At 62.5% G+C, this 18,575-nt stretch carries 18 protein-coding genes; 4 read left to right on the top strand and 14 right to left on the bottom strand.

Annotated elements, in window-relative coordinates:
* Positions 1-132: 132 nt before the first annotated feature.
* Both LB513_RS17645 and mazG read left to right on the top strand, forming a co-directional pair.
* Positions 133-1,317, top strand: coding sequence for an aromatic amino acid transaminase (locus LB513_RS17645; protein WP_224664785.1), 1,185 nt, complete (start codon positions 133-135; stop codon positions 1,315-1,317).
* Positions 1,318-1,404: 87 nt separating this feature from the next.
* Positions 1,405-2,229 carry a nucleoside triphosphate pyrophosphohydrolase gene (mazG, locus tag LB513_RS17640; RefSeq protein WP_224664784.1) on the top strand — a complete coding sequence of 275 codons (825 nt, stop codon included), beginning with the start codon at positions 1,405-1,407 and terminating at the stop codon, positions 2,227-2,229.
* Between the two features lie 20 nt (positions 2,230-2,249).
* On the opposite strand, the gene hflX is transcribed toward mazG, so the two are convergent.
* The 8 genes from hflX to dusB all read right to left on the bottom strand — a co-directional run bounded on the left by hflX (position 2,250) and on the right by dusB (position 12,375).
* The gene (gene hflX, locus LB513_RS17635; protein WP_224664783.1) at positions 2,250-3,641 is read right to left on the bottom strand and encodes a GTPase HflX; all 1,392 of its coding nucleotides are present in this window, start codon (positions 3,639-3,641) and stop codon (positions 2,250-2,252) included.
* Positions 3,642-3,887, bottom strand: coding sequence for an RNA chaperone Hfq (gene hfq, locus LB513_RS17630; RefSeq protein ID WP_006202172.1), 246 nt, complete (start codon positions 3,885-3,887; stop codon positions 3,642-3,644).
* Between the two features lie 144 nt (positions 3,888-4,031).
* Entirely contained in the window at positions 4,032-4,895 is an 864-nt protein-coding gene (locus tag LB513_RS17625; protein ID WP_224664782.1) for a D-amino-acid transaminase, read from the bottom strand.
* A gap of 101 nt (positions 4,896-4,996) precedes the next feature.
* Positions 4,997-6,358: a sigma-54-dependent transcriptional regulator gene (locus LB513_RS17620; RefSeq protein ID WP_224664781.1), complete on the bottom strand. Its 1,362-nt coding sequence runs from the start codon at positions 6,356-6,358 to the stop codon at positions 4,997-4,999.
* Positions 6,348-8,633, bottom strand: coding sequence for a sensor histidine kinase NtrY-like (locus LB513_RS17615; RefSeq protein ID WP_224664780.1), 2,286 nt, complete (start codon positions 8,631-8,633; stop codon positions 6,348-6,350). The genes LB513_RS17620 and LB513_RS17615 overlap by 11 nt, the downstream gene beginning before the upstream one ends.
* 117 nt (positions 8,634-8,750) lie before the next feature.
* On the bottom strand, positions 8,751-10,211 hold the full coding sequence (gene ntrC, locus LB513_RS17610) for a nitrogen regulation protein NR(I) (protein WP_224664779.1): 1,461 nt from the start codon (positions 10,209-10,211) through the stop codon (positions 8,751-8,753).
* Complete coding sequence (locus LB513_RS17605) at positions 10,208-11,350, bottom strand: two-component system sensor histidine kinase NtrB (protein WP_224664778.1); 1,143 nt, start codon at positions 11,348-11,350, stop codon at positions 10,208-10,210. Before LB513_RS17605 ends, ntrC begins: the two co-directional genes overlap by 4 nt.
* Entirely contained in the window at positions 11,347-12,375 is a 1,029-nt protein-coding gene (gene dusB, locus LB513_RS17600) for a tRNA dihydrouridine synthase DusB (protein WP_224664777.1), read from the bottom strand. Before dusB ends, LB513_RS17605 begins: the two co-directional genes overlap by 4 nt.
* Positions 12,376-12,606: 231 nt before the next feature.
* Between dusB and LB513_RS17595 the strand changes: the two genes are divergently transcribed.
* Both LB513_RS17595 and LB513_RS17590 read left to right on the top strand, forming a co-directional pair.
* Complete coding sequence (locus tag LB513_RS17595; RefSeq protein ID WP_411962716.1) at positions 12,607-13,836, top strand: bifunctional 2-C-methyl-D-erythritol 4-phosphate cytidylyltransferase/2-C-methyl-D-erythritol 2,4-cyclodiphosphate synthase; 1,230 nt, start codon at positions 12,607-12,609, stop codon at positions 13,834-13,836.
* Positions 13,833-14,342: a CinA family protein gene (locus LB513_RS17590; protein ID WP_224664776.1), complete on the top strand. Its 510-nt coding sequence runs from the start codon at positions 13,833-13,835 to the stop codon at positions 14,340-14,342. Before LB513_RS17595 ends, LB513_RS17590 begins: the two co-directional genes overlap by 4 nt.
* On the opposite strand, the gene LB513_RS17585 is transcribed toward LB513_RS17590, so the two are convergent.
* The 6 genes from LB513_RS17585 to LB513_RS17560 all read right to left on the bottom strand — a co-directional run.
* Positions 14,318-14,776 carry a type II toxin-antitoxin system RatA family toxin gene (locus tag LB513_RS17585; protein ID WP_224664775.1) on the bottom strand — a complete coding sequence of 153 codons (459 nt, stop codon included), beginning with the start codon at positions 14,774-14,776 and terminating at the stop codon, positions 14,318-14,320. The genes LB513_RS17590 and LB513_RS17585 overlap by 25 nt on opposite strands.
* 12 nt (positions 14,777-14,788) lie before the next feature.
* Positions 14,789-15,754 carry a lipoyl synthase gene (lipA, locus tag LB513_RS17580; protein WP_224664774.1) on the bottom strand — a complete coding sequence of 322 codons (966 nt, stop codon included), beginning with the start codon at positions 15,752-15,754 and terminating at the stop codon, positions 14,789-14,791.
* 137 nt (positions 15,755-15,891) lie between these two features.
* On the bottom strand, positions 15,892-16,149 hold the full coding sequence (locus tag LB513_RS17575) for a GlsB/YeaQ/YmgE family stress response membrane protein (protein WP_224664773.1): 258 nt from the start codon (positions 16,147-16,149) through the stop codon (positions 15,892-15,894).
* Between the two features lie 90 nt (positions 16,150-16,239).
* Positions 16,240-17,685 (bottom strand): dihydrolipoyl dehydrogenase, encoded by a 1,446-nt coding sequence (gene lpdA, locus LB513_RS17570; RefSeq protein ID WP_224664772.1) that lies wholly within the window; start codon positions 17,683-17,685, stop codon positions 16,240-16,242.
* A 16-nt stretch (positions 17,686-17,701) separates the two neighbouring features.
* Positions 17,702-18,337, bottom strand: coding sequence for an SGNH/GDSL hydrolase family protein (locus tag LB513_RS17565; protein WP_224664771.1), 636 nt, complete (start codon positions 18,335-18,337; stop codon positions 17,702-17,704).
* Between the two features lie 147 nt (positions 18,338-18,484).
* Positions 18,485-18,575, bottom strand: a 91-nt coding sequence (locus tag LB513_RS17560; RefSeq protein ID WP_224664993.1) for a 2-oxo acid dehydrogenase subunit E2, incomplete at its 5' end; no start/stop codon positions are given.

Raw genomic sequence — 18,575 nt, 5'->3', positions numbered from 1 at the left:
CAGTTTTCTTCCGCGCGGTGCGGCAGTGCAGATCATCGTGGGACGTACCGCATCGGCTTTGGCGTAACTGAAACCGCTGGTGCATCACGTCCGATTTGCGTATCACTCCGCCGCGCCAACGGAACCATAGCGATGTTCGAAGACCTGAAGCCGGCTCCCGCCGACAAGATCCTTGCCTTGATCGGCCTCTATCGTGCCGATCCCCGTCCGGACAAGGTCGACCTCGGTGTCGGCGTCTATAAGGGTCGCGACGGCAAGACCGTAGTCATGCGCGCGGTGCGCGAGGCAGAGAAGCGGCTGCTGCAGGCCCAGGATACAAAGACCTATCTCGGCCTTGCCGGGGATACCGGCTTCAACACTGCTATGGTCAAGCTGGCCTTCGGGCTCGGTGCCGACATGACGCGCATCCGCGCCGCTCAGGCGCCTGGCGGCTCCGGTGCGCTGCGCCTGGTCGCCGAACTGCTCAAGCGCACGCGATCTGACCCAACGGTCTGGCTATCGGATCCGACATGGCCGAACCATATGCCGGTGATGCGTGCGGCCGGCCTGCAGATCCGCGAATACCCCTATTTCGATGCCGCCTCGGGCGCGGTCCGTTTCGACGACATGCTGGCGGCGCTGCGCACGGCCAGCGACGGCGACGTGGTGATGCTGCATGGCTGCTGCCACAACCCGACCGGCGCCAATCTCGACGCGGCTCAGTGGCAGGCCGTCACCGATCTGGTCGTAGAGCGCGGCCTGCTGCCGTTTGTCGACATTGCCTATCAGGGCTTCGGCGATGGCCTGGAGGCGGACGCCCTCGGCCTGCGTCTGCTGGCCGCCAAGGTCCCTGAAATGGTCGTCGCCTCCAGCTGCTCCAAGAATTTCGCCGTCTATCGCGACCGCGTCGGCGCCGCGATGATCCTTGCCAAGGATGGCGGCCAAGCCGACGTCGCGATGAGCCAGATGCTGTCGGCGGCGCGCGCCATGTATTCCATGCCGCCGGACCATGGAGCTGCTGCCGTTCGCATCGTGCTGGAAGACGATGCATTGCGCGCCGACTGGGAAGCCGAACTTGAAGAGATGCGCCTGCGCATGCTGAGGCTGCGTGTGCAGTTCGCCGAGGCGCTGCGCCGGCAGTCCAACTCTGACCGCTTCGACTTCGTCGCCAGCCATCGCGGTATGTTCTCGCGCCTGGGCCTCACGGAAGCGCAGGTCGAGCGGCTGCGTGTAGAGCATGGCGTCTATATGGTCGGCGACAGCCGCATCAACGTGGCGGGCCTGCCCGAGGACCGCATGGATGAACTCGCCAAGGCGATTGTCTCCGTACTCGACTGACAAGGCTGGTCGCGCAACTGTGGACAAGACGCCGGCACCCGGCGACAGCGTTGGCCGCGTGGCCAACGGCGCGATAGCATCTGCTCCATGAAACCATCGAAGGACATGTCGCGCCTGATCGAGATCATGGCGGCGCTGCGGGAGCCGAAGACCGGCTGTCCCTGGGACATCGAACAGGACTTCTCGACCATAGCGCCCTATACGATAGAGGAAGCCTATGAGGTGGCCGATGCCATCGCCCGTGGAGATCTTGATGATCTGCGCGACGAACTCGGCGACCTGCTGCTGCAGGTCGTCTATCACGCACAAATGGCCGAGGAGGCCGGTGCATTCGCCTTCCCCGACGTGGTCCAGGCGATCACGACGAAGATGATCCGCCGCCACCCGCATGTCTTCGGCGATGAGAAGGCGCGCAGCGCTGGCATGGCCAAAGGCATGTGGGAAGCGATCAAGGCGCAGGAGAAGGCTGAAAAGCGCACAGCCCGCCTGGCGCGCGGTCTTGACCCCGAGGATAATGGCAAGGGCTTCCTGGACAGCGTACCGGTCGCCCTGCCCGCGCTCACACGAGCGCTGAAGCTTCAGGAGAAGGCCGCGCGCGTCGGTTTCGACTGGAGCGAGGCAGCTCCCATCCTCGACAAGATCGAGGAAGAGATCGGCGAATTGCGCAAGGCGTTGGCAAAGGGCGACTCCGACTCGATCAAGGACGAGTTCGGCGACATGTTGTTTGCCGTGGTCAATCTCGGGCGACACCTCAAAATCGATGCCGAAGCGGCGTTGAGCGGTACCAACGAGAAATTCCGCACGCGTTTCCACTATGTCGAAAAGGCTTTGGGGGAATCCGGCAACACGCTGGAAAACGCCAGCCTGGCCGAGATGGAAGCGCTCTGGCAGCAGGCAAAGACCGCAAAGTAGCGCGCGGCGTCTCTACGCGGCTACGCCTGACCTCTGCGACGCAACCTGCTTTCGATCTCTTCGCGCGCGCTTGCCGTGACCTTGAGTGTGATGGTCGTTCCGCCATCGTCATTGTCGGTGCGCGAGGTGACGTCGCCGTTACGGTAAAGCCAGTCGACGACGCCAAACTGGGCCGGCGCGATGGTTACCGTGAGGTCTTCAAGCTCGCCCGCCATGCGCGTCTCGATGATCGCCTTCAGCGCATCGATCCCCTCGCCTGTCACCGCCGACACTGCCACCGGCGGCGCCTTGCTGGCGTCGGCGCCATCGGCGAGCAGGCGGCTCCTGTTGCCTTCATCCAGCCGGTCGATCTTGTTCCAGACTTCGATGACCCGCTTGGGATCACCCGCGTCGACACCGAGATCGGCCAGGATGCGCTCGACATCGTCGGCCTGGGCAGCCGTGTCGGGATCGGAAATATCACGCAGGTGAATGACGAGGTCCGCCTCGACGACTTCTTCAAGCGTCGCCCGGAAGGCCGCGATCAAATGTGTCGGCAGGTCGGAGATGAAGCCCACCGTATCCGAAAGGATGATCGGCGTGCCGTGCGGCAGGCGCACGCGGCGCAGCGTTGGATCGAGCGTCGCGAACAGCATGTCCTGCGCCAGTACGTCGGCTCCGGTCAGCCTGTTGAAGAGCGTCGATTTGCCGGCATTGGTGTAACCTACGATGGCCACCACCGGGAACGGCACCTTCTTGCGTTTGGCCCGATGCAGGTCGCGTGTGCGGCGCACCGTTTCCAGCTCGTGTTTTAGCTTGATGATCTTTTCCTGCAATTGGCGCCGGTCGGATTCGATCTGGGTCTCACCGGGTCCACCAAGGAAGCCGGCACCGCCACGCTGGCGTTCCAGATGGGTCCAGCTGCGGACCAGGCGTCCCTTCTGGTAGTTGAGATGGGCAAGCTCGACCTGCAGCGTGCCTTCCTTGGTGCGGGCCCGCTCGCCAAAGATTTCGAGGATCAGTCCGGTGCGGTCAAGCACCTTGGCGTTCAGTTCCTTTTCAAGATTGCGCTGCTGTACGGGCGTCAGCGGATGGTCGACGATGACCAGTTCCGCATGGTTTTCCCTGACAATTTCTGCGAACTCCGCGACCTTGCCGCTGCCGAGCAGGGTTGCCGGGCGCGGGTCGTTGACGGTCACCACCGCCGTGTGGATCGGGTCGAGGTTGATGGCGCGGGCGAGCCCCACCGCCTCGTCGTGCCGGGCATCGGCCGATCGCGCCAGCCGCGGCCTGTTTGTCTCGTCGTCGCCACGCGGCTGGCGGGTAAGCACAGGCACGATGACAACAGCCCGGGTCGGACCCTTGGCTTCCGTCCCAGGATGATGGGTTGGTTTGCCGCGGACCGTACCGTCCGCGTCTTTCTCACGTGCCAATCAGGCGCCCTGGCTTTCCTCGCCATCGAACATCTGAACCGGCTGGCTCGGCATGATCGTGGAAATGGCGTGCTTGTAGACGAGTTGCGAATGGCCGTCACGGCGCAGCAGGACACAGAAATTGTCGAAGGAAGTGACGACGCCGGTCAGCTTCACGCCGTTGATCAGGAAGATGGTGAGTGGATTCTTGCTCTTGCGAACTGAATTCAGGAACAGGTCCTGAAGGTTTTGCGATCGTTCCGCCATTGTTCTTGCTTTCGCCGATCCCCTTCGGTTTGCAAACCAATGCGCCAAATTGTCGGGCGCATGTCAAGCTCGCAAACACCATCTTGTCGTCAGTAACGACAAGCAGAACGAGATATATTGATGTTCATTCCACCTGTGCGGTTATCAGGCTGGACTTTTTTCCGCAATGTCAAAAAAGGCTTGCCGCAACGAAAGTGTTACCGAGCCGGGATGTCCATTGGCGACCGAATCCCCGTCGATGCTCACGACCGGCATTGCAATGGTCGTCGCCGAACTGATGAACGCCTCGCGCGCAGCCTTGGCCTCGGCGACAGAAAAGCCACGCTCCTCGATCTTGAGCCCGAGTTTGGCCGCCACTTCGAACATCGTTGTGCGGGTTATACCGCGCAAAATGCCATGCTCGGCGGGCCTGGTCACGAGCACCCCGTCGCGCGTGACGATCCAGGCATTTGAGGAGCCGCCCTCCTTGACGTTGCCCTCTGTGTCGACGAACCAAGCCTCCTGTGCCCCGGCTTCCCTGGCCTTCTGCTTGGCCAACACATTGGGCAGCAATCCGACCGTCTTGATATCGACCCTGTCCCACCGGTTTTCCGGCACGGTAATGACGGCGATGCCGGTTTCGGCGCGCTTTGGACCGGCTGTTGGATCGATTTTCCTGGCGGTGACGACCAGCGCCGGCTTGGTATTCACCGACGGGAAGACGAAATCGCGACTTGCGACGCCGCGCGTGACCTGAACATAGACCAGGCCATTGGTGACGTGGTTGCGGTTGACCACCTCGCGCAGGATGAGCGGCAGCACCCCCGGTGTGACTGGCCAGGCGATCGACAATTCGGACAGCGAGCGGTTCAAGCGAGCAAGGTGGCGCGGCATGTCGACGATGAAGCCCCGCGCCACTTCGCAGACCTCGTAGACGCCGTCGGCAAACTGGTAGCCTCTGTCCTCTATGTGCACGGATGCGTCCGCATGGGCGACGTAGCGCCCGTTGACATAGGCTATGCGCGGCATTGGCGACCCCTGGAGAATTCTCCAGCGTTCTTATGCGATTCCACGGCTGCCGTAACCGGCAAATGGTTGGCACAAGCGCACTGAACGGCCTTCGGGCGGGATCAGACGCCCAATGACTTCAACTTGCGGTGCAAGGCCGAGCGCTCCATTCCGATGAACTCGGCGGTCTTCGAGATGTTGCCGCCGAACCGGTTGATCTGGGCGATCAGATAGTCCTTCTCGAACTGTTCGCGCGCCTCGCGGAGCGGCAGCGCCATGATGTGCTGGTCCGACTGGTTCGGCGTGCGCGGCATGACATCGCCGATCTCGGCCGGCAACAGGTCGGCGGTGATAGGCGCGTCGACATCGTCGCCGCGCGCCAGGATCATCAGCCGCTCGACATTATTGCGCAACTGGCGGACATTGCCCGGCCAGTTGTGCGCCTGCAGCACGGCGAGTGCGTCGTCGCCGATGCGGCGCGGCTTGATGCCGGCCTGGCGGGCGATCTGCTTCATGAAATTGTCGACGAGGTAGGGGATATCCTCGCGCCGCTCGGCCAGCCCCGGCACCATCACCGGAACCACGGCGAGGCGGTGGTAAAGGTCCTCGCGGAAACGCCCATCGGCGATCATCGCCTCGAGATTCTGCGAGGTCGAGGAGATGATGCGGACGTCGACCTTGACGCGCTTGGTGCCCCCTACCCGTTCGAACTGCTGTTCGACCAGCACGCGCAGGATCTTGTTTTGCGTTTCGCGCGGCATGTCGGCCACTTCGTCGATGTAGAGAATGCCGCGATGGGCCTCTTCGAGTGCGCCGACCTTACGCTCGACGCCGTTTGATTCGGTGCCGAATAGCTCCACTTCCATGCGTTCAGGCGTGATGTTGGCGGCGCTCAGCGTCACGAACGGCGCCGATTTGCGCGCCGACAGCGTGTGGATGGCGCGTGCTGCCAATTCCTTGCCCGACCCCGAAGGACCGATGATCATCACACGGCTGTTGGTTGGCGCGACGCGCTCGATAGTTTGGCGCAGCTGGCTCATCGCCGATGACATGCCGATCAGATCGAACGTCTCGCCGCTGCGCTGCTTGAGGTCGGAAACCTCGCGCCGCAATTTCGAGGTTTCGAGCGCTCGCTCGGCGATCAGGATGAGCCTGTCCGCCTTGAACGGCTTCTCGATGAAGTCATAGGCGCCGCGACGGATGGCCGAGACCGCGGTTTCGATATTGCCGTGGCCCGAGATCATGACCACTGGCAAGGTCGGGTGCATGGTCTTGATTTCGTCCAGCAAGGCCAGGCCGTCAAGGCGCGAGCCCTGCAGCCAGATGTCGAGGAAAATCAGCCGCGGCGCGCGGTCCGCTATCGCAGCCAGAGCGCTGTCGGCATCGAAAGCAGTGCGGGTCTCGTGACCTTCGTCGCTCAATATGCCCGCGACGAGTTCACGGATGTCTTCCTCGTCATCGACGATAAGAATATCAGACGCCATTACCGACCTTTTCAGTTTCTCGTTCGTTCTCGTCCCTGCTTTCGCCGCGTGGAGCGACGGCGGCGGCGGGCGGCAGGATGATGCTGATCATCGCGCCTCGCCCATTGTGGAAATCGGCCGGCGCGTCGTGGAGTTCCAGCCTGCCGCCATGGTCTTCCACGATCTTCTTGACGATAGCGAGGCCGAGCCCGGTGCCCTTTTCACGCGTGGTCATATAGGGCTCGAGCAGCCTTTGGCGATTCTCGCGCGGCAGGCCTTTGCCATTGTCGATGACATCGATTCGGATGGCGCCATTCTGACGCCCCGCTTGAATCCGGATTATGCCGTGCGAACCATCCTTCTGTTCCAGCCCGTCGATGGCCTCGGCGGCGTTCTTGATCACATTGCCGAAAGCCTGCGCCATCAGGCGGCTGTCGAAGGTCCCCTTGAGCGGCTCGGTCCCGAATACGCGTTCGAAAGCAATGTCGGCACGGCTGACTTCGACCAGGAAGGACGCCTCGCGCAGGGATTCGCGCAGGTCTATGGCCTTCATCTCAGGCTTGGGCATGCGCGCGAAGGCCGAGAATTCATCGACCATCCGGCCGATATCCTCGACCTGCCTTATGATGGTGTCCGTGCATTGATCGAAAATCTCGCGATCCTCGGTGATGACCTTGCCGAAGCGGCGCCTGATGCGCTCGGCCGAAAGCTGGATCGGCGTCAACGGGTTCTTGATCTCGTGGGCGATGCGACGCGCCACGTCGGCCCATGCTGACGAGCGCTGGGCCTGGACCAGATCGGTGATGTCATCGATCGTCACCACATAGGATTTTTCCTCTGAATCGCTGTTCCCGGCCTCGATGGTGATCTGCACGTTGAAGGTCCGCTCGGCACCGGCGCGATAGAAGGTCACCTGCTCGCGATAGACAGGCTTGCCGGACTTGCGGCCGATCTCGAAGACCCGGCCGACATGCGGCAGCACGGCGGAGAGGTTCTGTCCGAGGGCCGCGCTGGCCGATATGGCCAGCATCGATTCGGCTGAACGGTTGACGATGGAGACGATGCCGTAGGGATCGACGCCGATGACGCCGGCGGTGACGCCAGCGAGCACCGCTTCCGAAAAGCGCCGCCGCTCGTCGATCAGATCCTTGGCCGAAAGGATCTCGTTGCGCTGCGATTTCAGTTCCAGCAGCATCTTGTTGAATGTATCGCCGAGCGACGCGACGTCGCCGTCCGAAGGCCTGACGGGAACCGCCACGTCGAGATTGCCGGTCGCGACCTCGTCGGCAGCGCCGATCAACTGCCGGATGGGTCGAACCAGGCGGTCGGCGACGGCGATACCAGTCCAGATCGCCGACAGGATGATGATCAGCGTCAGCGACAGATAGGGCAGCGCGAAGGCAACCTGCGAAGTGCGGCGATTGTCCTCAAGGCCACGATATTCGTCGGTGTTGGACCTGACGATCTGGCGCGCCTTGATCACCTCCGGGTCGACGAGGCGGATGGTGTAGAGATAGAGCCCTTCGATCTCGCGCAGCTTGACAATGGCGCCCATGATGTTGCGCGTCTTCGGCTCGATCAGAACCGGCTTGCCGTCCGCCGCGCTCGCCACCGCGCCTTCGGGCGGCTCCGGCATGGCAAAAGTCGTGTCCGTCTTGGCGCTCATGACGAAGGAGCCGTCGGGCTTGATCAGCGCGGCGTGAGCCAGCGACCTCCCGACGGCTTCCTTGTTCATGAGGTCGAGAAAGCCGGTGCGATCGAGACCGTAGAGCGAGCGCGACGCATCGAGATCATAGGCCATCGACAGAGTGGTGCCCTGCAGGTTGCGGGCGTTTTCCTGGACGTATGCGTCGGCGATCGACAGCGACGAATTGACGATCGTCTTGGTACGAATTTCGAACCAGCGGTCTAGACCGATGTCTAGCGTGATCGACGCGATGATGGCCACCATGATCGCCGGAATGGCGGCCACCAGCGCGAACATGGCGACGATGCGAACGTGCAGCCGCGAGGCCGCCTTGCCGTGCCGACGCGCCATCAGGATGCGGTGCACCTCGCGGCCGACCAGCGCGGTGAGAGCCAGGACGAAGGCGGCATTGAGAGCAATGAGCGCCAACGTCGTCGACTCGTCCGGTGTGATCGGTGTGGCTCCGACCAGGATGGTGAACGAGATCGCCGCCGTTACCAGCGCGCCGGCCACCGCGATCACGCCGGGCAGCGCAAGCAGTCGGCGCCCGTCGCGCGTGGCGGGCTCGCTGAAAAGCGGTTCGTTGCGTGTAGGTGCCTGCGAAGCCATGTCGCCGTCTAGAGCCATTGATTGCGTCGGATGTATGCAACGCATTGTGGCGATTATGCAACAAGTGTGACCGCAACGGAACTCTTTCGGGGGTCTACTCCCCCGAAAAGAGGATGGTCAGGGCTGGCGCGAGGATTTGTAGACGTTGACGCCCAGTTCGCGGATTTTCTTGCGCAGCGTGTTGCGGTTCAGCCCGAGCAGCTCGGCTGCCTTGATCTGGTTTCCCCGAGTCGCCGTCATCGAGGCGAGGACCAGCGGGTATTCGACCTCCGACAGTATGCGTTGGTAGAGGCCTGCAGGCGGCAGTTCGCCGGCAAAAGAAGCGAAGTAGCGTTGCAGGAAATGTTCGACCGCCTGGCCGATGGAGAGGTCGTCGGGAATGAGGTTGCCGCCGCCCGGCACGACCGGGCGCTCGCCGGTCTTGAGTTCGGCCTCGATGATCTCGGCCGAAATCTCGTCCTGCGAATAAAGCGCGGCCAGCCTGCGAACGAGGTTTTCCAACTCGCGCACATTGCCCGGCCACGGGTAACGCTTCATCAATTCGATCCCGCCGGACGAAATTCGCTTGGTCTGCAGGCCTTCCGTTTCGCCTAGCTTAAAGAAGTGGCGGACCAAGTCGGGTACGTCCTCGGATCGTTCGCGCAACGCCGGCAGCCTGAGCGGCACCACGTTCAGACGATAGAAAAGATCCTCGCGGAAAAGCCCCTGGTTGATCAGAGTGCGCAGGTCCTTGTTGGTGGCAGCGACAATGCGCACGTCGGTCTTGATCGGTGTGCGTCCGCCGACCGTCGTGTATTCGCCCTGCTGCAGGACCCGCAACAGCCGCGTCTGAGCCTCCATCGGCATGTCGCCGATCTCATCAAGGAACAGCGTGCCGCCCTCGGCCTGTTCGAAGCGACCGGTGGAGCGGTTCTGAGCCCCGGTGAAGGCGCCCTTCTCGTGACCGAACAGTTCAGATTCGATCAGGTCGCGAGGGATCGCAGCCATGTTGATGGCAACGAAAGGACCGCCGCGACGACGGCCATATTCGTGCAGGGCGCGGGCGACCAGCTCCTTGCCGGTGCCGGATTCGCCCGAGATCATCACCGTCAGGTCGGTCTGCATCATGCGCGCCAGCATGCGGTAGATGTCCTGCATGGCCGCCGAGCGCCCGACCAGCGGCATCGCGTCCGGCTGTTCTTCCGGTCGTGGGTCGACCTTCGGGCGCCGCGGCTCCGAGAGCGCGCGGTTGACGATGTTGAGCAGTTCGGTCAGGTCAAACGGTTTCGGCAGATATTCATAGGCGCCGGTCTCCGATGCGCGAATCGCCGTCATGAACGTGTTCTGGGCGCTCATGACGATGACTGGAAGTTCCGGCCGCGCCTTCTTGATGCGCGGCAGCATGTCGAAGGCATTCTCATCCGGCATCACCACGTCGGTGATGACCAGATCGCCCTCGCCGGCCGCCACCCAGCGCCACAAGGTCGAGGCGTTGGAGGTGACGCGCACCTCGTGGCCGACGCGCGACAGGGCCTGGTTGAGGACAGTGCGGATCGCCGCATCGTCGTCGGCGACGAGAATATTGCCGCGTACCGTCATTTGCGGTCTCCTTCACCGTCTTCGTCGAGTGCGAATGGTGTTTCTTTCCAGGCCGGCATCAGGATCCGGAAAATGGTGCCGCGCGGGGTCGATTCGCATTCGATGATGCCGCCATGCTCGCCGACGATCTTGGCAACCAGCGCCAGGCCCAACCCCGAGCCGTTCGGCTTGGTGGTGATGAAGGGATCGAACAGGATCGGCAGGATATCCTCCGAAACGCCCGACCCGTTGTCGCGGACGCAGAATTCCAGTGGCAGTGAGACGCGGTCCTGCGTGCCCGGCACGGAAACGCGAATGCCGGGCCGGAACGCTGTCGACAGCACGATTTCGCCCTGCGGGTCGCTGCCTATGGCCTCGGCGGCGTTCTTGACCAGGTTGAGAAACACCTGGATCAACTGGTCGCGGTTGGCGAAAACGGGAGGCAACGAAGGATCATAATCTTCGAGGATCTTGATTCGCTTGGCAAAACCGTTTCTAGCGATTGCTTTCACATGGTCGAGGACGACATGGATGTTGACGGGGTAGCGGTCGATTGGCCGCTCATCCGAAAACACCTCCATGCGATCGACCAGAGACACGATACGATCGGTCTCGTCGGTGATCAGCCGCGTCAGCGCGCGGTCCTCGTCGGAGGCTGAGAGCTCAAGCAATTGCGCCGCGCCACGGATGCCCGAAAGCGGGTTCTTGATCTCGTGGGCGAGCATGGCCGCCAGACCCGTCACAGAGCGCGCTGCACCCCGATGGGTCATCTGCCGGTCGATCTTGTCAGCCATCGAGCGCTCCTGGAACATCACCACCACGGAGCCCGGGAATTCCGTCACCGGCGCGACATAGAGATCGACGACCTTTTCAATGCCGAGGCGCGGCGACGACACGTCGACCCGATATTCGTTTACGGGAGCCCTGCGCTCGCGCACCTGGTCGACAAGCGTGAGCAGCGGGCTGCCGAATGGGATGAGCTTGGACAGCGTATTGCGCGCCAGCATCGTCGCGCTTGAGCGAAAGAAGTCCTCCGCATCGGCGTTGGCGAAGGTGATGAACCCCTCCTCGCTGATCATGATCACCGGGCGGCGGATGGTGTTGAGGACGATCTGGGCGGCGTCCACCATCTGGGCTCCCTGCCCTGCCGCGCCGTTCATGCGGCGCTCCGTAGGTCCGGCGATTGCCGATCGCTTGAAAACACGTCGCGCAGCAGCGCAATGACCCGAGCGGGCTCGAATGTGGTGAGGATGGCTTTTCGGCGGTCCGCAGTGGCGTCGGCGGCATGACGGTCGAGATACCAGCCGAGGTGCTTGCGCGCCTGGCGCAGTCCGCTTTCGACGCCATAAAGCGCCAGCATGTCCTCATAGTGGGCAATGACGTAGTCGGCCAAGGCCGCGGACGTCGTTGGGATATTTGCTGCCATCTCGCCTGACGCTGCCGCTGCGATGGCGCCGGCGATCCAGGGCGCACCATAATGCGCCCGTCCGACCATCACGGCGTCGGCGCCGGATTGATCGAGGATGGCTCTCGCTTCCACCGGCGAGCAGACATCGCCATTGGCAACGACCGGTATGGACACCGCCTCCTTGACCCGAGCGATGGCGCGCCAATCGGCCTTGCCCTGATAGAACTGGCAACGTGTGCGGCCATGCACGGTGACCATTCTCACGCCTGCCTGTTCGGCCCGGCGCGCCAGCATCGGCGCGTTGAGGGCGCCTTCGTCCCAGCCCAGCCGCATCTTCACCGTCACCGGAACATCGATAGCACCGACCACGGCATCGATCAGCGACAGCGCATGGTCGAGATCCAGCATCAGGGCGGAGCCGGCATAACCGCCGGTGACCTTCTTGGCCGGGCAGCCCATATTGATGTCGACGATATCAGCACCCTCGCCCGCGGCGATGCGCGCCGCTTCGGCCATATGCGCTGCTTCACGGCCGGCAAGCTGCACCATGTGGACGGGCAGCCCGGAATGACGTATGCGCAGATCGAAGCCCGCCCTGCCTTTGGCAAGTTCGCCACTCGCAACCATTTCCGACACCACCAAGCCGGCCCCATGCGCGTGGGCGCGCTGGCGAAACGGCTGGTCGGTAATGCCCGACATTGGCGCTAGAAACACGCGATTGCGGATTTTCACGTCCCCGACATAGAGTGGCGCCGCCAAGAGGCTCACATCAGTCATGCACAAAAACCAAGCATAATCATTCGTTGCACATTCTCTAGCCATGTTGATCTCGAAGCGCAACGCGGAATGACGTCATAATGAGGCGCAATTGGGAAATTGCCCGCCCACGCCTTGGCCGCACCACAAGAGAGTAGGCCGCACTGAAAGACGTTTTGAACTTTACACTTGGCACACGAACTTGCCGAAAACCGATTACACTTTTCGGGATCGTGCGCTAAGCCAATCGGCATGATGGACGTGAGCGAAGATCAGGCTTCCGGCAGGGGCGGCAAGGTCGCGGTGCTGATCGTGGCGGCGGGCCGCGGCGCGCGCGCCGGGCAGGCCAATGGGCCGAAGCAATATCAGCACATTGGCGGCTTGGCCGTCATTGCGCACACGCTCGAGATATTTCTTGCCCATCCGCAGACCGGCGAAGTCGTGGTCGCCATCCATGCCGACGACCGCGATCTGTTTCGTCAGGCGGCCGGCGCCAACGTCGAGCGGGTCACCGCCATCGATGGCGGGGCAACCAGGCAGGCCTCGGTCCGGCTTGGATTGCTCGCCCTGCGCAGCCAGGCGCCGGGACAGGTCTTGATCCACGACGCAGTCCGCCCCTTTGTCGACGCCGAGTTGATCGATCGCACCATCGCCGCCATCGGTGAGCGCGAGGGGGCCCTGCCCGCCCTGCCCGTCGCCGACACGCTGAAGCGCGAGGCGGCAAGCGGCCTGGTCGGCGAAACTGTGCCTCGCGACGGGCTTCACGCGGCCCAGACACCGCAAGGTTTCCCGTTCTGGCCCATCCTTGCCGCGCATGAGAAAGCCCATCATCTTGGGAAGATGGACTTTACCGATGACGCCTCGATCGCCGAATGGGCCGACATTCCGGTAAGGATCGTTCCCGGCTCGCCGGACAATGTCAAACTCACCTGGGCACGGGACATAGCTATGGCGCACGAGCGACTCTCCGGGGGGCGGACACAGTTCCCGGATATCCGCACCGGAAATGGCTACGACGTCCATGCCTTCGAGCCCGGCGACCATGTCACTTTATGTGGCGTCGCTATTCCGCATGACAAAAGGCTGTCCGGCCACTCCGACGCAGATGTCGGCCTCCATGCTCTGACCGACGCGCTGCTGGCGACCTGCGGCAGCGGCGATATCGGCTCGCATTTCCCGCCATCCGATCCGCAGTGGAAAGGTGCCGCGTCCCGAATCTTCGTCGAACATGCGGCAAGGATTGTCCGCGATCGCGGCGGCCGCATCGCCAATGCCGACATCACGCTGATCTGCGAGGCGCCTCGCGTCGGCCCTCATCGCGAAGCCATGACGGCAGCCCTGTCTCAAATGCTGGCAATTTCGCCCGATCGCATCTCGATCAAGGCGACGACCAATGAGAAGCTCGGCTTTGTCGGGCGCGAGGAAGGCATAGCGGCAATCGCGACCGCCAGCGTGGTTTTTCCCGGCGAGGTTCCGGAATGAGCAACAAGGATCTGGCGATCGCCCTGCTGAGGGCATGCCAGCAACACGGCATCATGCTGGCGACGGCTGAAAGCTGCACCGGCGGCATGATCATCGCGGCACTCACCGACATCGCCGGCTCGTCCGCCGTCGTCGACCGCGGGTTCATCACCTATTCGAACGAAGCCAAGATGGACATGCTTGGCGTGTCAGCCGCCACCCTCGACGCGCACGGCGCGGTTTCCCGCGAGACGGCGATCGAGATGGCCAAGGGGGCACTCGCCAATTCTCCCGCCGGGCTGACCCTGGCGGTCACCGGAATTGCCGGCCCGGGCGGCGGTTCAGCGGAAAAGCCCGTCGGTCTGGTATGGTTCGGCGTTGGGCTTAAGGGCGAAACCGTCACCGCCGAACACAGGCTGTTTGCCGACGAAGGCCGCGATTTCATCCGCCGCGAAACCGTCCGCCATGCGCTGGAACTTGGCTTGCGCGCGCTTGACCAGCGTCAGGTGGGTGGCGCGGCGCCGTAAATGACATCCGCGCGTTTTTCGAACGCCTCCGCGAACATGCGGAAGGCGCGGTCGAACATCGTCCCCATCAGCGCGCCCAGGATGCGGCTCTTGAACTCGTAGTCGATGAAGAAGCGCACTGCACAGCCGGTGCCCTCGGGCTCGAACCGCCAGACATTGCTCAGATATCTAAATGGCCCATCGATGTACTTCACGTCGATCGTGTTTTCCTCCGGCTTCAGGAGGACTTGCGTCGTGAACGTCTCGCGGATCGCCTTGTAACCGATGCTCATGTCGGCGACGAGTACTGTGCGTCCATCGCGCTCCTTGCGCGAGCGTACCGTCAGCGCTTCGCAAAGCGGCAGGAATTGCGGATAGGACTCGACATCCGCAACCAGTGCGAACATCTCCCCAGGCGTGTGGGAAACGCGGCGGATGGCTTCGAATTTCGGCATGAAACCAGCGAGTTAAGCTGATTTCTTGAGCAGCGCCTGGCGCGCCGCGCGCAACCGGGCGAAGTCGTCGCCGGCGTGATGCGACGAGCGCGTCAGCGGGCTCGACGCAACCAGCAGGAAGCCCTTGGTCCGGCCGATCGTCTCGAAAGACTTGAACTCCTCCGGCGTGACGAAGCGGATCACCGGATGATGTTTCTTCGACGGCTGCAAATACTGGCCGATCGTCATGAAGTCGACATTGGCGGAGCGCAAATCGTCCATCAGCTGCAGGATTTCGTTCCGCTCCTCGCCCAACCCGACCATGATGCCGGACTTGGTGAAGATCGAAGGGTCGAGTTCCTTGACCCGCTGCAAAAGCCGGATCGAATGAAAATAGCGGGCGCCGGGGCGAACCGTCAGATAGTTCGACGGCACGGTTTCGAGATTATGATTGAACACATCAGGCTTGGCCGCCACGACGATCTCCAGCGCGCCGTCCTTGCGCAGGAAATCCGGCGTCAGGATCTCGATCGTCGTCAACGGCGTCGCCGCCCTGATGGCTCGGATGACCTCGGCGAAATGACGGGCGCCGCCATCGGCCAGATCGTCGCGATCCACCGAAGTGATGACGACATGGGTCAGGCCCATCTGTCTGACGGCATGCGCGACGCGGGCGGGCTCATCGGGATCGAGCGCGGTCGGAATGCCGGTGGCGACGTTGCAGAACGCACAGGCGCGCGTGCAGATCTCGCCCATGATCATGAAGGTCGCGTGCTTCTTTTCCCAGCACTCGCCGATGTTGGGGCAGCCCGCCTCTTCGCAGACTGTCACCAGCTTATGCGACTTCACGATCTCGCGAGTCTCGGAATAGCCCTTGGACATCGGCGCCTTGACGCGGATCCAATCGGGCTTGCGCAGCACGTCCTGGTCCGGCTTGTGCGCCTTCTCCGGGTGCCGCAAGCGCGGCGCATTGGCGATCGTGTCGAGGACAGTAACCATCTGGAAACCCGATTCCTTCGCGACCGCACATCCAGCGCTCGCATTGCAACATCATCTAGGACTTTTTGACGCAAAGAAAAAGGCTGCTCCGGCGCATGCCGGAACAGCCTTTTTCGCATGGCAGATGTCTGGTCGGACTAGCGGCGCACCATGCGGCCAACCGCGATCAGCAGGCAGGCGCCGATGAAGCCGGTGATCAGATAGGCTATCCAGCCGGCGCCGAAGACACCGATATTGAGAGCCTGCAGGATAAAGTTCAGCACGACCGCGCCAACGATACCCAGGATGATGTTCATGAAGATGCCCATATTGCTCTTCATGACCATTTCGGCGAGCCAGCCTGCCAGGCCGCCGATGATGATGGCTGCGATCCAGCCCACTCCGTTCACGTCCATATACCCTCTCCTTGTTTGAACGATAAAAACGCATCCGCAAACGAACATCCATGCCGTCGGGTTCCATGCACGCCGGCATATTCAATCCCATCACGCGTTTAACGCGCGGCCATAGGCGTCGAGTACGCTTTCCTTCATCATTTCCGACAGCGTCGGATGCGGGAAGATCGTGTGCATCAGCTCTTCCTCGGTCGTCTCGAGGTTCATGGCGACGACAAAACCCTGAATCAGTTCGGTGACCTCGGCGCCGACCATGTGCGCGCCGAGCAGCTGACCGGTCTTCTTGTCGAAGATGGTCTTGATGAAGCCCTGGTCTTCGCCCAGCGCGATCGCCTTGCCGTTGGCGGCGAAGGGAAAACGGCCAACGCGAACCTCCTTGCCTTCGGCCAGGGCCTTGGCCTCCGTCAGGCCGACCGAAGCTACCTGCGGGTTGCAGTAGGTGCAGCCGGGGATCTTGAGCTTGTCGATCGCGTGCACGCCCGGGAATTTGGCGATCTTTTCGACGCACACCACGCCCTCATGCTCGGCCTTGTGGGCAAGCATCGGCGGCCCGGCGACATCGCCGATGGCGTAGATCCCGGGAACATTGGTGGCGCCGTAGCCGTCGACGACCACACACCCGCGATCCGTCTTCACACTCAGCGCTTCCAAGCCGAGATTCTCGATATTGCCTTGCACGCCGACGGCCGAGATCATCCGGTCAGCAGTGACCTTCTCGACCCTGCCATCCTTCATCTGCACATGCGCGGTGATCGAATCGGTCGATTTCTCGACTTTGGTCACCTTGGCCTCCAGGATGATCTTCATGCCCTGCTTCTCGAACTGCTTCTGCGCGAATTTCGAGACCTCGGCGTCCTCGACCGGCATGACGGCTGGCAGCAACTCTACCACTGTGACGTCGACGCCCATCGTGCGATAGAACGAAGCGAATTCAATGCCGATAGCGCCCGAACCCATTACCAGCAGCGACTTCGGCATCTCCTTCGGCACCATCGCCTCGAAATAGGTCCAGATCAGCTTGCCGTCCGGCTCGATGCCGGGTAGCGCACGCGGCCGCGCACCAGTCGCCAGGATAATGTGCTTGGCGTTGTAGGTGCCCTCGCCCTTGACGCCCTTTGGCACTGGCGGCCGCGGCTCCATCGGCTTCTTGGCCGTTTTCGAGACGATAACCTCGCCCGGCTTGGAGAGTTTGGCTTCACCCCAGATCACATCGACCTTGTTCTTTTTCATCAGGAAGCCGACGCCATTGTTAAGGCGCAGCGACACCTTGCGAGAACGGTCGACCACGGCAGCTGTGTCGACGCTGACCTTGCCGTCGATTTTCAGCCCATAGTCCTTGAGATGGTCGGAATAATGCATGATCTCGGCCGAGCGCAGCAGGGCCTTGGTCGGGATACAGCCCCAGTTGAGGCAGATGCCGCCGAGATGCTCGCGCTCGACGATCGCCGTCTTGAGGCCGAGCTGAGCCGCCCGCACCGCCGCGACATAGCCGCCAGGCCCGGAGCCGATGATGATGACGTCGTAGGTCTCAGCCACGATTTTTCTCCTTGAATCACAATTCCAGCATGACGCGCACGACCGGCGTCAGCGCCTCGCCGATGTTTCGGGTGTTTTCGGCATCGAGGTGAACTCCGTCGAGCGGTGTGGTCTGCGCCACGGTACCGGCGTCGAAGAAGCCGCAGCCCGTTTCGTCGGCCAGCGCGGCATATTGCGAGGCAAGCTGCTTCGAAGCCTCATCGCCGCCGGCGAACATTTCCTTGAAGTCGGCGTTTTCGGTGCGGCTGACGACAGGCGGCGAAACGATGAGGATTTGCGGCGCCGGCCAGTCGAAAGGATAGTCATGGCCGCGGACGATATCGATCAGCCTCTGGATGCCTTGCTTGGCCGCCACCGGATTGCCGTGGATCCAGGGCTTCATGTCATTGGCGCCGAGCATGATGACGATCAGATCGAGTGGCGCGTGGGTCGTCAGGACCGTGGGTAGTACCCTGGCGCCATTGCGATCGGCTCCGGCCAGATGATCGTCGAAGGCCGTGGTGCGGCCATTGAGGCCGTCGGCGATGACCTGGACGCCGCCGCCGAGTCCGGCCTGCAGTACGCTTGGCCAGCGGTCCTCGAGGGCATGACGCTGTCCTTCGGCATTGTAGCCCCAAGTCAGCGAGTCACCATAGCAAAGAACTGTCTTCATCCGTTTCACCCGCCTTTGTTAGGTCCCCAACGCGGCAACGGCCGGCCGTTGTATTAGCTGTAGCCGACGTCCTTAGCCCGCCACGGCCATATGAGACCTCCGGCATTTTTTGACTAAGGCTGGTGTCTCTCGTACAGCCTTGTCGCCCTACACCAGCATGCCCATCGGGTTTTCGATCATCCGCTTGAAGGCGACCAGCAGTTCGGCGCCGAGCGCTCCGTCGACGGCGCGATGGTCG

Origin of the sequence: Mesorhizobium sp. ES1-1 (assembly GCF_020164785.1) — a bacterium.
Classification (GTDB): domain Bacteria; phylum Pseudomonadota; class Alphaproteobacteria; order Rhizobiales; family Rhizobiaceae; genus Mesorhizobium.
The sequence above is the reverse complement of the archived record's forward strand: the minus strand, read 5'-3'. Positions and strand labels throughout refer to the sequence as shown.